The sequence below is a fragment of the Lactobacillus kullabergensis genome (genome assembly GCF_003151025.1).
Taxonomy (GTDB): domain Bacteria; phylum Bacillota; class Bacilli; order Lactobacillales; family Lactobacillaceae; genus Lactobacillus; species Lactobacillus kullabergensis.
Window position 1 is genome coordinate 219,966 of record NZ_CP029477.1, and the last position, 14,454, is coordinate 234,419.

Sequence of the window (14,454 nt, forward strand, 5' to 3'; positions counted from 1 at the left end):
GACATGCTAATGTTATTTTTTTATAATTCTAAGTATTAAATTAAATTTTGGGAGGCGATTTTAATGAAAGCTAAATATTTAAGTAAACGAACTAACATTAAAAATATTATTGCCCAGAGTTTAATTGCCTTGTTGTTGTCGTCTAGGACTTAGCATGATTAAATTACTTTTAGTGATTTTACATGAAAAGCCCTTGTTTGCGTCTTAATGAATGGGGCTTATCTAATAACTGATCTAAGCCTCATTCATTAAATGAATGAGGTTTTTAGTTACCAGACTATTGAAAAGGAGAAAATGATGGGTAAATTTTCAAAAAGATTGTTGCGTGTTCTGACAGTGGGAATGGCCGGCTTGGCACTAGCTGGTTGTTCAGTTGCAAAAAGTGGGGGGAGCAAGGGTACACACCAAGATAAAGATGTTGTCAAGGTTGGTATTAACATTGAGCTGTCTGGTACTGCTGCTGGATATGGCAGTGCTGAAAAGCAAGGTATAGTATTAGCAGCTTCTGAAATTAATAAAGCCGGTGGAATTAACGTCAACGGGCATAAAAAGAAGCTTAAATTGCTTATCCGTGATAATAAATCCGCAATTGCTACCTCGGCTTCGGTTGCTGCACAACTGGCAACTAAGGATAAAGTGGCTGCAGTTATTGGGCCAGCTACTACTAATTGTGGAACAGCCGAAATTCCTAATATTACCAAGGCTTCTGTTCCTGGCATTAGTCCATCTGCAACAGATCCAAACTATACCAGACAGAAAAATGGCAAGGTTCAGCCTTACGTCTTTAGAGCTTGTTTCCAGGATACTTTCCAAGGAAAGAGCGCTGCTAAATTTGTCACCGACAAATTGAAAGCCAAACGAGTAGCAGTTTATGCTGATAACTCCAGTGATTATGGTACTGGTTTAGCAAAAGCCTTCAAAGATACTTATAAAGGCAAGATAGTTGATAGTCAAACTTATTCTGCAGGTGATAAAGATTTCAATGCTGTTTTAACTTCATTTAAATCTAAGAAAATCGATGCTATTTATGTACCGGGCTACTACACAGAGTTGGGTTTGATCATCAAACAAGCACGGCAAATGGGTATTAAAGCTCCAATCGTTGGTGGTGACGGTATGTGTGACCCTAAACTTGTTCAAATATCAGGTGCTAAAAATGCAACCAATATTTACTACACTACACCATTTTCAACTAATGTAGCTGCCAAGAATCCAGATTCAAAAGCTGCTAAGTTTATCAAAGCATATAAAGCTCGCTACCATGCAGATGCACCTACATTTTCAGCATTAGCATACGATGCAGTTTACTTAGTAAAAACTGCTATTGAAGAACAAAAATCAGATGATTCGGTTAAAATTACTGAAGGTCTAGCTAAGATTAAAGACTTTGACGGTGTTACTGGCAGAATTACCATGGACAAATTCCACAATCCAGAAATGCCAATTGCTATTGAAAAATTGACTAACGGTAAAGTAAACGACTCATTCCGTGTTGAGTAAATAAGAAAATGAAAGGAGTGCTTAAATTTGCAAACAGTTTTACAGCAAATCATTAACGCCTTGTCACTGGGTTCGATTTATGCCCTGTTGGCTTTAGGCTACAGCATGGTTTATGGCATTATTAATTTAATTAACTTTGCTCACGGCGATATTTATATGCTAGGTGCATTCTTTGCCTACTATGTGATTAATGCTTGGCATTTTAACTTTATTACAGCACTGCTTTCTGCAATGATTATTGGTGCAGTTTCAGGCGTAGTGATTGAGTATTTTGCTTACCGGCCACTACGTAAGTCGCCTCGTATAGCTGTACTGATTACGGCTATCGGCGTATCGTTTTTACTGGAAAATGGCATGTCATACTTTGTAGGATCAAATGCTCGCAGCTTCCCCCAAGTAATTGAACAGGTTAATTACAATATCGGTGGAGTGCAAATTTCAAATGTTCAGATTTTGATTTTGGCTACTGCTTTAATCTTGATGGTTTCATTGCAGGTCATTATTCAAAAGACCAAAATGGGTCGGGCAATGCGTGCAGTATCCGTAGATCCTGCTGCGGCTGAACTAGTTGGTGTTAATGTTAATCATACGATTTCATTTACCTTTGCTTTAGGTTCGGCTTTAGCCGGTGCCGCAGGTATATTAATTGGAATGTATTATAACCAAATTGATCCTTTAATGGGGATGACACCAGGAATTAAAGCCTTTGTGGCTGCTGTGCTTGGTGGAATCGGCTCAGTGCCAGGAGCTTCTATTGGTGGCTTCTTAATCGGTATCTTGGAAACATTTTTCCAGTCTATCGGTTTGTCGGCATATAAAGACTCAGTTGTTTATCTAGTATTAATAGTCATTTTGCTTTTCTTACCTGCTGGTATTTTTGGCAAAAATGCTAAAGAGAAGGTGTAGGTGGCAAAATGAAATCTAATTGGAAATACATTTTGTCGTGGCTGTTATTAATGGTAGGCGGCTTTTACTTAATCAATGCGTTGATTATGGTTGGCGTGATAGATGATTTTATTGAAAATATGCTGGTCACGATTGGAATAAATATTATCTTAGCTACCGGCTTGAACCTGATTATCGGTTTTAGTGGTCAATTTTCTCTGGGTCATGCCGGTTTCATGGCAATTGGCGCATACGCTACCGCGATTATTACTCAACGCATGAGTAGCGAAGCTGGCTTTTTAATCTCAATGCTCGTAGGTGTGCTGATAGCAATTGTAATTGCTGCAGTTATTGGTACGGCAACTTTCATTCGTTTAAAGGGTGACTATTTAGCAATCGCAACTCTAGGAGCAGCTGAAATTATCCGCAATGTCATTAATAATTTGAAAATTACTGGTGGAGCGGCAGGGTTATACAATATTCCTCAGTTATGCTCATGGCCAACTGTTTATATCTTGGTTTGTGTGACCACAATCATTTTGACCAACTTCATTCGTTCAAAAAATGGTCGGGCAATTAAAGCAGTTCGTGAAGACGAAATTGCTGCTGAAGCAATGGGAATTAATACTACTAAATGGAAGCTGGCAGCTTTCGTTCTAGGTGGCGCAACTGCTGCAATAGCTGGCAGTCTTCATGCTTCATTCTTGCAAACAATATCACCTTCAAACTTTGGTATTATGGAATCTATCTCTATCTTAGTCATTGTTGTTTTGGGTGGTGTTGGCAGTATGACTGGCACGTTTGTTGCAGCAATTGTTTTAGGCGTTTTAGATACCGTTTTACAAAGTTTCGGTGCGTTAAGAATGGTGATCTATGCTATAGTCCTGATACTAATCATGATTTTCAAACCATCAGGACTTTTAGGTAACTGGGAAGTCTCCCTTAAAAATTTAACCCGCCATTTTGGCAAAAAGGAAAGGAGCTAGATATGTCACACTTATTAGATGTTGACCACGTAGTGCGCAAGTTTGGTGGGTTGACTGCTGTTAATGATGTTTCACTTCATCTTGATAAGCACGAACTAGTTGCCTTGATTGGTCCTAATGGTGCCGGTAAAACTACTTTGTTCAACTTGCTAACTGGAATGGTGCAAGTCACTAGTGGAAAGATCAACTTGCAAGTTGATGATCAAAATTATGATTTAACGCATAAAAGTGCTGTACAAATTGCAGACTTAGGTTTATCCCGTACATTTCAAAATATTCGCTTATTTAAAGACTTAACTGTTATGGATAATGTCCTAACTGCAATGACAAATGAATATAAAGAAAACTTTTTAACAACAGTTTTTCGTTTACCCAGTTTTTATAAAACGGAAAAGGAAATGAAGGAAGCTGCGCAAAAGCTATTAGCAATCTTTGATTTAACGGATAATGAACAAACTTTGGCTAAGAATTTGCCCTACGGAACGCAAAGACGCTTGGAAATAGTACGTGCTTTGGCTACTCACCCGCAGATTCTTTTCCTTGATGAACCTGCTGCTGGTATGAACCCAGAAGAAACAGCGGATTTGACTAATCTTATTAAATATATTCAAAAAGAATTTCAGATCACAGTTTTGTTAATTGAGCATGACATGTCTTTAGTTATGAACCTGGCTGAAAGAATTTATGTACTTGATCAAGGCGAGATATTGGCTACCGGATCTCCTGAAGAAATTAAGGCAAATCCTAAAGTTGTTGAAGCATATCTAGGAGAGGGTGATGACTAGATGGCAATGTTAGAAGTTCGTGACCTGTCTGTAAATTATGGTGTTATTCAAGCTGTTAAGAATGTCAGTTTTGAAATTAACCAAGGTGAAATCGTAACCCTAATCGGAGCTAATGGAGCTGGTAAGTCAACTATTGTTAAGACAATTTCTGGCTTGTTGAAACCCAAAAGTGGTCAAATTTTTTACCTTGGTGAAGAAATAGATCACAAAAGTGCTCCGCAAATTGTCAGCGCGGGTATCTCCCAAGTAGCAGAAGGTCGGCATATTTTTGCCGGGATGACCGTAATGGAGAATCTGCAGATGGGTGCGTTTTTGCAAAAGAATCATGATGAAGTTTCAAAAACCTACAAAGATATTTTTGAACGCTTTCCAATTTTGCAAAAAAGACGTAATCAGGATGCAGCTACCTTGTCAGGTGGTGAGCAGCAAATGTTGGCCATGGGTCGTGCCTTAATGGCAAAGCCAAAATTGTTGCTGCTTGATGAACCATCAATGGGTTTGTCACCCCTGTATATTCAAGAAATATTTAAAATTATTAAAGAACTAAACGAAAAAGGTACAACTATTTTGTTGATAGAACAAAATGCTAAACAAGCTCTATCTATTGCCGATCGTGGTTATGTATTGGCGACAGGAGTAGTGCAATTAAGTGGTACTGGTCAAGAATTGTTGGCAAACCCAGAAGTACAGAAAGTATATTTTGGTGGTTAGTGGTAATCAAGTTGTTGTAATGGCAATGATGTTAATTCATTGTTGAGTCACATAGTGAAAACTGTAGGGTTTACATAAAATTCTGAGGAGGTAATTACGATGGAAACGAAATATGTTAATCAAAAAAATAATATGAATATTTTTCAAACTCAGGATTTAGTTGCCTTGTTGTTGGAACGCAGGACTTAACATACATGAATTACGTGATGTAATTTAAAGTAGTTAAGCCCTAGTTTGCGTGCCAATGATTGGGGTTTAACTAATTGATAATTTAAGCCTCATTCATTGATTTGAATGAGGCTTTTTTGTGGTCAATTTTAGTTAAAGAATAGAAAGAATAGTTAGAAGGAACAAGATGATGGATAATATTAGCGGTATTAAAAAGGTAATGAATGTTGTAATCACTGGCATGGCAGTTTTTATGCTGGCAGGCTGTACTGTTGCTAAAAGCAGTAGTGGGGATGGAACTAAGCAAGATAAAGATTCAGTCAAAATTGGCGTCAACATGGAGTTGTCTGGAGCTGCAGCTGGTTATGGCAACGCTCAAAAGCAAGGTATTCAATTAGCAGTTAGTGAAATTAATAAAAAAGGCGGCATTGATGTTAATGGTCGTAAGAAAAAAATCAAACTAATTATGCGTGACAATAAAACTGCTATTTCTACTTCTGCCTCAGTTGCAGCTCAATTAGCTACAAAAGAAAAGGTAGCGGCTATTGTAGGACCAGCAACTACTAATGCCGGCACAGCTGAAATTCCTAATATTACTAAAGCTAAGGTACCAAGTGTCAGTCCTTCAGCGACAGATCCAAATTACACTTTACAAAAGAACGGTAAAGTTCAGCCATTTGTTTTTAGAGCATGTTACCAAAATAATTTTCAAGGTGGTAGTGCAGCCAAATTCGTAATGAATAACATTAAGGCAAAAAGAGTGGCTGTCTATACTGACAATTCAAGTGACTATGGTAACGGTCTTGCTAAAGCATTTAAGAAAACATATAAAGGCAAGATAGTTGATAGTCAGACATTTTCAGAGGGTGACAAAGATTTTAACGCTGTATTAACTTCGTTTAAAGCTAAGAAAGTCGATGCTATCTACGTTCCCGGCTACTACACTGAAGTTGGCTTAATAATTAAGCAAGCGCGTCAAATTGGAATTAAGGCACCCATTGTCGGTAGTGATGGTATGGCTGATCCGAAGCTAGTACAGATTGCTGGTGCTAAAAATGCAAGTAAAATCTACTATACCACGCCCTTTTCAACACAGGTAGCTGCCAAGGATCCAACTGCTTCTAAATTTATGCGTGATTTCAAGAACCGTTACCATGAAGAAGCACCAACTTTTTCTGCTTTAGCGTATGATGCGGTATATATGATTAAAGAAGCAATTGAAAATGAAAAATCTGATGATTCTGCAAAAATCACGAAGGGTCTGGAACAAATTAAAGATTTTACTGGCGTAACTGGGAAAATCACTGTAGATAAAGATCATAATCCTGAAAAACCAATTGCTGTAGAAGAATTAATTAATGGTAAAGTGGGTAAAACTTTTAAAATTGAATAAGACTTATTTTTAGGGAATAAAAAGGTTAGCTTTGCTAGCAAAGCTAACCTTTTTGATTGTATTAATACTGATTTTACAATTTTTGTGCAACTACTGAAAAAGTCAATGGAATCTGTGGTGAATCAGCTGGAAGTGTCCAACCTTCTTGGCTTTTATCATAGATTAGTGATGGCAAAGACTTCCAATCACTAATTTTATGCTCTCCTACGTTTTTAATAGTTAAACCAGCAGCAATTAATGAATTAATAATTTCTGCAAAATCATGAGCCCAATTATGGTTTGTCTGATGCTTTATTTTCCCATTAGAGTTTGGTGTATATGAAGCATCTGATTGATAAGTAATCTCAGTGCCGCTAAAGTAACCCAGCTTAATTTCTAACCCGGCATTATCAAGTGCAAATAACAAAGGGTGATTGTCACGAATCATGAATATTCCACCAGGAGCAAGGAGTTGACCAATAGATTTTGCCCATGATTTTAATTCTGGCAGCCAAGTAATTGTACCTGCACTAGTCACAATTATGTCAAATTGTCCTAATTTTTCCGGGATAGCTTCTGCGGCATAGCGAGCATCACCTTCAACGTAAGTAATTGATGTGTTAGCCTCTTGAGCCAACTTGCGTGCATACTTTAGGGCAGCAGGTGAAAAGTCCAGACCGTAAACGTCTTTAGCTCCTAAGCGCGCCCAACTGAGCGTATCATCTCCAATATGGCATTGCAAATGAAGTAGCCGCTTATTTTCAACTGAATTATGAGTCAAAAATGGTTTGAGTACGTCCAAATCACGTTTAACAGTTGTAGTGATAGCATTTTGGTTTTTAGCAAACTGAGTAAGATCGCCATAGCCACCATTTGCATGTACAACAGCGCGATCATTCCAGTTATTTAAGTTGTCAGCAACGTCAGACATATCATTTTTTGATTTCATAAAATATTCTCCTGTTAATTGAGGCATCAGAGCTTTAATTTGTCATAAGAAACAATTTTCTTCTCTTGCTCTGTCATATTCATCACTGTAATTGAAGCATTACGAGGTCGCTCTTTAATATCAAAATCGCTGTAACGATCGGCAATACTATGAATGGTAAAACCGTGAGTTACGAGCAAAATATTTTCAGCCCCATCTAATTGACCGATTAATTTAAATCCCTTATTTATTCTATCCCAATACTCTTTTGCATTTTCTGCGTCATGAAAAGGATCAGCTTCTTTAATCCAGTCTTTCACTGTGTCTAATGATTCATTTTTGAGCATTTCAGCATGGCTTTTATAACCGTGAGGACCACTGATCATTTGCCAAGCAGCATCTGAATCCATACCCTCAAAATAGCCGTAAAAATGTTCACGGAAAAAAGGAGTTGCGATATGTTGAATTTCATCACGGTTAACATTGTGTTTAATAATGATGTCACAAGTGTCGCTGGCTCTTTTCATATCACTTGATAATGCAATATCAAAAGGCACATTTTTTAAAGCTTCACCAACTTGGTCAGCACCTGCTATTCCTTTTTCTGTTAGTGGCGTATCACACCAGCCTTGCATCTTGTTATAGCGGTTAATAAAGGTTTCACCGTGACGCACTATATATATTCTTTTCATTTTACTCCTCACAAATCTAATATTTTATTCTTTGTATAATTTTTGAACATTTTCAACGTCGACAGGCTCAATTGGATACAAAGAACCGGTAGGATACATTACAGACACTCCATTATTATGTTTTAAACCGATTGCATGTCCCAATTCATGTTCGACAGTATTTAAAATACGTTGGTAAGTATAACTATATGGTGAAAAATTCTGTAAATAATAAATATTTAACCTGGTAACTGCGGAATACATGATTCCGGTTTTCACGTAATAATGAAAAGTAGTATACCCCGCATAATTAGTATTTGGGCTGTAAACCTGTTCAATTACAATATTAGCTTTTTTCTTGCTTTTGGTTTCAGTAAAAGTAAAGGCTTTGGTATCATTCCATGCATCAATTGCGTCTTTAGTAGCTGAAATTAATTCTTCATTATTATCAAGATCTATATAAACAGAAGCTTTAGGCTTTTTCCAGTGCCAAGAAGAAGCTATAGCAGCTGTATTCTTTTTCTTGGTCTTTTTAGTTTTCTTTGTTTTCTTTTTAGCTTTTTTTGCCTTTTTAGCAGTTTTCTTGGCATAAACAGTCTGAGAAGGCCAACTGAATACTGAATTTTCAGCAATCGGAGCAACTGTACTTTCAATTGTAAAAGTTACAACCAGCGCACATGCTAATTTTGATAAAAAATGACAAAATCTTTTCATACCTTAATCAACTCCATTACTTTACATTATAAAGGAAAAGTAGAAAAAGTTTCATAATTTACTGACTTTAACACATAAAATTATAATCGTTATCTGGAAATTTTGACATATTTCACTGTTTAGCAAAAAACGAATCCAAGGTTTTAATATAAACCGATTTCATGGTAAAATAGAATGCAAGTTTTGGAAAATTAGGTGAGTTTATGACAAAAGCGATGGATGATAGAGAATTTGAGCAAAAGCATCTTGATAAGATTTTAAAAATGATACGGGCTAAAAAAGCCGAGTTGTCCTCGTCAATTAAGTCCGCTGAAGGAGAGGCCCAAGATCTTAATTCACACTTTTTTGATGATGTAAAATTAGATTATGACGGCTATTCAACATCTATGGAAACTGCTTTGTCTATTCACCAGCAACAGCAGTTGCTTGATGAACGTCAAAATGCTTGGCAGCATGCCGCAAAGCAACTAAGCACTGTTCAAAAATTAGAGCAAAAGCCATATTTTGCCAGAGTAGATTTTAAAGAAACCAATGAAAAACCGGAAACTATTTATATTGGTCTGGGTTCTTTTGCAGACAAAAATAATCATTTTTTAATTTATGATTGGCGTGCACCAATTTCATCAATTTATTATGATGGCAAGATTGGTAAGGTTTCTTATATGTCGCCTGAAGGTGAAATTACCGTTGATATGACCAAAAAGCGGCAGTTCATAATTGAAAATGGCAAGATTATTAACATGTTTGACACCAATGAGTCTATTGGTGATCAGATGCTGCTGGAAGTTTTAGGTGAAAAATCCGGCACGCAAATGAAATCAATTGTGACAACGATTCAGCGTGAGCAGAACAAAATCATTAGGAACACCAGTGCAGACTTATTGTTTGTTCAAGGAGCGGCAGGCTCTGGTAAAACTTCTGCAATATTACAGAGGATTGCCTATCTGCTATATCGCTATCGCGGCAACCTTACCAGTAGTGATGTCATCATGTTTAGTCCTAATCAATTGTTTAATGATTATATCAAAAATGTTTTGCCCGAGATGGGTGAACAAAATATGGTACAAATGACATACTGGCAATTTGTAGCAAGACGATTGCCTGGAATGACTGTTGAAAATTTATTTGATCAATTTGAAGACAGCAAAGCTGATTCTGCAATTAGTCAATTTAAAGATTCTACAAATTTCTTTAATTTGCTGCACCATTATGCTAAACACCTCAATAATCGAGGTGTAATTTTTAAAAATATTTACTTCCGCAATAAAAAGAAACCATTTTTTACAAAAGAAAAAATCAGTGAACTCTATTATTCATTTAATTCCAATTATAATTTGAGCAATAGAATTGATGCTACGCGAGAAGGATTAATAAAATCACTCAATCGCAAGATTAACAGCGAAACTAAAAAGGCCTGGGTGTCTGATGCCATCCAAAATCTCAGTCAAGAGCAGCTGAATGCTTTATATGATCGTCCAGACCAGGAGTTTGAATCAGAGGAAAAAGAAGAAAAATTCCTCAGCCGTAAAATTGTCGTGAAGGCACTTGATAAAGTTTTCCAGCAAATTAGACGGAATAATTTTATTAATATGCGTGCACAATATTTGAACTTTTTACGTGCTGTTCCTAAAATGACTGACCTAAGTAAATGGCGAATTGAAGAAGCAAATTGGCAAAAACACATCGAAGAAGTTAAGCAAAGTTTTATGAAGCATTATATTCATATGAATGATGTTTCGGCCTACTTGTACCTTTATGATCTGATCACAGGTCGTCATGTAGATTTTGAAATGCGTTACGCTTTTATTGACGAGATTCAAGATTATACGCCGTTTCAGCTGTGCTATCTGAAATATAATTTTCCTCGGGCTAAATTCACGATGTTGGGTGATTTAAACCAGGCTATTTTTACCAAAGATGAAAGTAGAAGTCTGCTTAAGCAGATCAGTGGTTTATTTGATCCTGAAAAAACTGATGTTGTACAGTTAACCAAATCTTATCGTTCAACAAAACAGTTGACTGAATTTACCAAGCAAATCCTGCGACAAGGTGAAAAAATTGAATCGTTTGACCGTCAGGGTCCTAAACCAGCTCTTTGGCAACGTTCTGATGATGCTGCTACAATCAAGGTACTGGAACAAATACTAGATGAAAATAATCAGGCTAACATGACAACTGCAATTATTACCAAGGACTTGGACAGTGCCAAAATAGTGGCAGAAAAGCTCAAAGAAGACAAAGTGAAAGCAACATTGATTGCCACTGCCAATCAGCGCTTAGTTGACGGCACTTTAGTGATTCCATCTTATTTAGCTAAAGGCCTGGAGTTTGATGCCGTCATTATGTGGGCTGCCTCAAAAGAAAATTATCATCGCATTGATGAAACGCAACTTGTATACACAATAACTTCGCGGGCGATGTACAAGCTTGATATTGTTTATACTAACGAAAAGAGCCCACTTCTGGAAGTAGACCCGAAAACTTATATAGAAAAGTAGGAAGATTTTATGACTGACAGTGAAAAATTTACTTTCAAACGGGTTGCGCAAATGACAGGACGCGAAATGTTTTGTGTAGCTCGTTTACGAATAGATACGTTTGTAACCGAGCAGGAAATAACAGTACCAGAGCTTGACGATCAAGATTTAGACTCAATTCAGGTCTATTTGCTCAATGCAGAAAAAACAAATGCATTGGCCGTTTGTCGTATTTTTCAAGAAAATGGTAAGTGGATGTTAGGCAGAGTAGCAGTAGCTGCAACAGCCCGCGGGCAAAAGCTGGGAACCAAAATGATGAAACAGGTTCATGAATTCCTGCATGATCAGGGTGCCGACCGGCTTTATTGTCATGCCCAATGGCAGGCAAAGCCATTCTATGATTTTTTAGGCTATCACACTGAAGGCGAGCCATTTGTAGAGGCTGACATTAAGCATGTTATGATGTATAAAGATTTATAAAAATGATAACTTGCACTATATTTGTGCAAGTTTTTCTTTAATTGCCGTCACTACCAGATTTATTAAAATTTGATTTCCGATAGTAGTGAGATGCTGTCCATCTTCTTGATAATACGAAGATAAATTTTTCAACGGACAAAAGTTGGCGATTAAGTTAATAAAGGGGATATTATACTTGCGAGCACAATCTGCAGCAATTTGATTGTATACTTTCATATCTTCAAGATTATAGTATTGCATGATGTACTTGTTATTAGGATCTTCATAAGATGGACCTGCAATAATCATTTTAGCGCTACCGATATTTTCAACCATGTAATTCAGGTTCTTAGCATAATCAATGCTGCTAATGCCCCAATCACTTGACATGTCGTTTGTACCGTATTCGAGTACTACTATGTCGGCATCTTGCGGAATTAAATTTAGACGCTTCTTGCCTTCAGCAGTAGTGGCGCCACTTAAAGATAAGTTTATAATTTGCACATTTGCGCCTAATTCTTTTTGCACGCCTGCAGTTATGACATTAGTATCACGGCCAGCATGGTAGCCATTAAATAAAGAATCGCCAAATAGAATTATCTTTTTCATAGTTTTGCCTTTCTTTTTGATTAGAAGAATTAATTAGGAGACTTTATACTTTTATTTTACTATATTAAAGCACATAGAAATTTAAGGATATTAGAATGAAAAATTATTTACAATTTAACAGGGAAAAATGGCAGTCTTTTTCTGCCACTGAATCAGTTAAGATTACTAAAGAAGAACTGGCAAAGATAAAATCTTTAGGAGATATTATTAATTTAACTGATGTTCAAGAAGTTTACAGCAGTTTAATTAAGTATCTTTATTTAGTTTATCAGGGGAAACGGTCATTGCAGCAAAAGCAAAGCGAGTTTTTGCAGCAGAAAGTTGCCAGCGCGCCTTTTATTATTGGTATTTCCGGTTCAGTAGCAGTGGGTAAATCTACCACAGCCAGACTTTTACAATTATTGCTTAGTCGGACATATCCTGATTTGAAAGTACACCTGATGACCACAGACGGTTTTATTTATTCTAATCAGGAATTGGAAAGACGTAATCTGACTGACCGTAAGGGCTTTCCTGAAAGTTATAATATGAAATTACTTACCGACTTTCTGCAAGATGTATTGAGTGGCAAAAAAGATATTGTTTACCCACTTTATTCTCAGGAATTAAGTGACATTGTGCCTGGGGATTATGGCCATGTTTGTGAACCCGATATTTTAATTATTGAGGGCATTAATACGCTGCAGTTGCCAACCAATGGTCAAATTGTGACAAGTGACTTTTTTGATTTTTCAATTTATATTGATGCTCCTGAGGATCTGATTGAAAAGTGGTTTATGCAGCGTTTCGTCAGGGTAATGGAGCTAAATAAAAATAATCCGCATAATTTTTATTATGAGATGGCTAATGGTCCCAGGGATGAAGCCTTAAAGTTTGCAGAGGAAACTTGGCAAATGGTGAACTTGGTCAACTTGCGTGAATATATTGCTCCAACCAAGCAACGCGCCAATTTAATTTTGCATAAAACTGCAGGTCATGTTATCGATCAGATTTATCTTAAACAAATCTAATGTGTACCTTTTAAAAGAGTAACTTATAATAGGCTGTAAAAGTATGAAATAAAGAGTAAATATAGGAGGAACAAATGTTACTGTTAAACAGAAGTGATATTGAAAAATGTTATTCCTTAAAAGACTGCATTGCTGCAGTGGCCGATGCCTTTAAATATTTTTCTGCCGGTAAAGTAGATGTGCCTTTAAGAACTCAGATTCTTAAGCAAAATGGCAAAGATACCTTCTTGTGTATGCCGGCTTTTTGTGAAGATTATGATGCGGCATGTGTGAAAGTGTTGAACATGTTTCCTGAAAATATTAATCAAGGTTTGCCTTCAATTAATGCTCAGGTGTTAAATATTGATACCAAAACTGGAGTAGTTAATGCTATTTTGGATGGTAATTATGTTACCCAATTGCGCACAGGTTCTGCTTCTGGCGTGGCGTTGAAATATTTGGCAAAAAAGAATTGCAGAAAGGGTGCATTGATTGGCACGGGAGGGCAAGCTGCTACACAGCTTGAAGCAATGCTGATCGTACGTGACCTGGATGAAGTTGCAGTCAGTGACCTTGATTTTGACCGAGCTCAAAAGTTTGCTGGGAAAATGCAAGAACAATTAGCGCAATACCATACCAAAATCACTGCAGTTAAGACAGGAAATGAAGCCGTGAAGGATGCAGATGTGATTATTACTGTTACGCCGTCAACTAAACCGGTTTATGATGCTCAATTTATTAAAAAAGGGGCAACTATCTGCGGCGTTGGTGCTTATCAGCCACAAATGGAAGAAACCCCAGCTGAATTAGTCGCTAAAGCAAATAAAATTTACTTTGACTCTAAAGATGCCGTTTTAGCAGAATCTGGCGACATAATTATTCCGTTAAATAAGGGCATGGTTGCAAATACTAGCTTTACTGGTGAGATCGGTCAAGTGATTAGTGGTGACTTAATTGGGCGTGAAAACGATAACGAAATAATTTTCTTTGAAACTGTTGGCATTGCTGCTCAAGACCTGATGGCAACGAAGTCTATTTATGATAAAGCCGCAAGGCAAAATGTAGGCACACAAGTTAATATGTAATTTCACTACAAATAAATATTTGGTTTATATTAAAATCATAAACCACTGATTTAGTGGTGTTGATAAAGTCCAAATTTTGTTATACTAATCATTATGAATGAGATTTATTTACTAT

The 14,454-nt window shown here is 36.8% G+C and carries 14 protein-coding genes; 10 read left to right on the forward strand and 4 right to left on the reverse strand.

Annotated elements, in window-relative coordinates; all coding sequences use genetic code 11:
* Positions 1-297: 297 nt before the first annotated feature.
* The 6 genes from DKL58_RS01045 (at position 298) to DKL58_RS01070 (ending at position 6,428) form a co-directional block, all read left to right on the forward strand.
* On the forward strand, positions 298-1,500 hold the full coding sequence (locus DKL58_RS01045; protein WP_109585779.1) for an ABC transporter substrate-binding protein: 1,203 nt from the start codon (positions 298-300) through the stop codon (positions 1,498-1,500).
* 27 nt (positions 1,501-1,527) lie between these two features.
* Positions 1,528-2,406, forward strand: coding sequence for a branched-chain amino acid ABC transporter permease (locus DKL58_RS01050; RefSeq protein ID WP_034979008.1), 879 nt, complete (start codon positions 1,528-1,530; stop codon positions 2,404-2,406).
* Between the two features lie 8 nt (positions 2,407-2,414).
* Entirely contained in the window at positions 2,415-3,371 is a 957-nt protein-coding gene (locus DKL58_RS01055) for a branched-chain amino acid ABC transporter permease (protein WP_109585780.1), read from the forward strand.
* Between the two features lie 2 nt (positions 3,372-3,373).
* Positions 3,374-4,156 carry an ABC transporter ATP-binding protein gene (locus DKL58_RS01060; RefSeq protein ID WP_109585781.1) on the forward strand — a complete coding sequence of 261 codons (783 nt, stop codon included), beginning with the start codon at positions 3,374-3,376 and terminating at the stop codon, positions 4,154-4,156.
* The gene (locus tag DKL58_RS01065) at positions 4,157-4,867 is read left to right on the forward strand and encodes an ABC transporter ATP-binding protein (protein WP_034979002.1); all 711 of its coding nucleotides are present in this window, start codon (positions 4,157-4,159) and stop codon (positions 4,865-4,867) included. It begins immediately after the preceding gene.
* Between the two features lie 388 nt (positions 4,868-5,255).
* The gene (locus DKL58_RS01070; protein WP_109586979.1) at positions 5,256-6,428 is read left to right on the forward strand and encodes an ABC transporter substrate-binding protein; all 1,173 of its coding nucleotides are present in this window, start codon (positions 5,256-5,258) and stop codon (positions 6,426-6,428) included.
* Positions 6,429-6,501: 73 nt separating this feature from the next.
* On the opposite strand, the gene DKL58_RS01075 is transcribed toward DKL58_RS01070, so the two are convergent.
* From DKL58_RS01075 to DKL58_RS01085, 3 genes are read right to left on the reverse strand one after another with little or no spacing between them, the layout of a single operon-like run.
* A complete protein-coding gene (locus tag DKL58_RS01075; protein WP_239386398.1) occupies positions 6,502-7,356 on the reverse strand; it encodes a class I SAM-dependent methyltransferase in 855 nt (284 codons plus the stop codon).
* A 26-nt stretch (positions 7,357-7,382) separates the two neighbouring features.
* Positions 7,383-8,027 carry a histidine phosphatase family protein gene (locus DKL58_RS01080; RefSeq protein WP_109585782.1) on the reverse strand — a complete coding sequence of 215 codons (645 nt, stop codon included), beginning with the start codon at positions 8,025-8,027 and terminating at the stop codon, positions 7,383-7,385.
* A 24-nt stretch (positions 8,028-8,051) separates the two neighbouring features.
* On the reverse strand, positions 8,052-8,720 hold the full coding sequence (locus DKL58_RS01085) for a M57 family metalloprotease (protein ID WP_109585783.1): 669 nt from the start codon (positions 8,718-8,720) through the stop codon (positions 8,052-8,054).
* A 203-nt stretch (positions 8,721-8,923) separates the two neighbouring features.
* On the opposite strand from DKL58_RS01085, the gene helD reads away from it, so the two are divergent.
* Both helD and DKL58_RS01095 read left to right on the forward strand, forming a co-directional pair.
* Positions 8,924-11,218 (forward strand): RNA polymerase recycling motor HelD, encoded by a 2,295-nt coding sequence (gene helD, locus DKL58_RS01090; RefSeq protein WP_109585784.1) that lies wholly within the window; start codon positions 8,924-8,926, stop codon positions 11,216-11,218.
* Between the two features lie 9 nt (positions 11,219-11,227).
* Positions 11,228-11,677 (forward strand): GNAT family N-acetyltransferase, encoded by a 450-nt coding sequence (locus DKL58_RS01095; protein WP_109585785.1) that lies wholly within the window; start codon positions 11,228-11,230, stop codon positions 11,675-11,677.
* A 15-nt stretch (positions 11,678-11,692) separates the two neighbouring features.
* Here DKL58_RS01095 and DKL58_RS01100 read toward each other — a convergent pair whose 3' ends face one another.
* Entirely contained in the window at positions 11,693-12,265 is a 573-nt protein-coding gene (locus tag DKL58_RS01100; protein ID WP_109585786.1) for an SGNH/GDSL hydrolase family protein, read from the reverse strand.
* Between the two features lie 95 nt (positions 12,266-12,360).
* Between DKL58_RS01100 and coaA the strand changes: the two genes are divergently transcribed.
* Together coaA and DKL58_RS01110 are read left to right on the forward strand one after the other, a co-directional pair.
* Positions 12,361-13,275: a type I pantothenate kinase gene (coaA, locus tag DKL58_RS01105; RefSeq protein WP_034978991.1), complete on the forward strand. Its 915-nt coding sequence runs from the start codon at positions 12,361-12,363 to the stop codon at positions 13,273-13,275.
* Positions 13,276-13,349: 74 nt separating this feature from the next.
* Positions 13,350-14,339 (forward strand): ornithine cyclodeaminase family protein, encoded by a 990-nt coding sequence (locus DKL58_RS01110; protein WP_109585787.1) that lies wholly within the window; start codon positions 13,350-13,352, stop codon positions 14,337-14,339.
* Positions 14,340-14,454 lie beyond the last annotated feature (115 nt).

Excerpts from the sequence above, each read along its gene's own strand:
- DKL58_RS01045 (WP_109585779.1), top strand. The coding sequence starts at position 298 with ATGGGTAAATTTTCAAAAAGATTGTTGCGTGTTCTGACAGTGGGAATG.
- DKL58_RS01055 (WP_109585780.1), top strand. The coding sequence starts at position 2,415 with ATGAAATCTAATTGGAAATACATTTTGTCGTGGCTGTTATTAATGGTA.
- DKL58_RS01060 (WP_109585781.1), top strand. The coding sequence starts at position 3,374 with ATGTCACACTTATTAGATGTTGACCACGTAGTGCGCAAGTTTGGTGGG.
- DKL58_RS01065 (WP_034979002.1), top strand. The coding sequence starts at position 4,157 with ATGGCAATGTTAGAAGTTCGTGACCTGTCTGTAAATTATGGTGTTATT.
- DKL58_RS01070 (WP_109586979.1), top strand. The coding sequence starts at position 5,256 with ATGAATGTTGTAATCACTGGCATGGCAGTTTTTATGCTGGCAGGCTGT.
- DKL58_RS01075 (WP_239386398.1), bottom strand. The coding sequence starts at position 7,356 with ATGAAATCAAAAAATGATATGTCTGACGTTGCTGACAACTTAAATAAC.
- DKL58_RS01080 (WP_109585782.1), bottom strand. The coding sequence starts at position 8,027 with ATGAAAAGAATATATATAGTGCGTCACGGTGAAACCTTTATTAACCGC.
- DKL58_RS01085 (WP_109585783.1), bottom strand. The coding sequence starts at position 8,720 with ATGAAAAGATTTTGTCATTTTTTATCAAAATTAGCATGTGCGCTGGTT.
- helD (WP_109585784.1), top strand. The coding sequence starts at position 8,924 with ATGACAAAAGCGATGGATGATAGAGAATTTGAGCAAAAGCATCTTGAT.
- DKL58_RS01095 (WP_109585785.1), top strand. The coding sequence starts at position 11,228 with ATGACTGACAGTGAAAAATTTACTTTCAAACGGGTTGCGCAAATGACA.
- DKL58_RS01100 (WP_109585786.1), bottom strand. The coding sequence starts at position 12,265 with ATGAAAAAGATAATTCTATTTGGCGATTCTTTATTTAATGGCTACCAT.
- coaA (WP_034978991.1), top strand. The coding sequence starts at position 12,361 with ATGAAAAATTATTTACAATTTAACAGGGAAAAATGGCAGTCTTTTTCT.
- DKL58_RS01110 (WP_109585787.1), top strand. The coding sequence starts at position 13,350 with ATGTTACTGTTAAACAGAAGTGATATTGAAAAATGTTATTCCTTAAAA.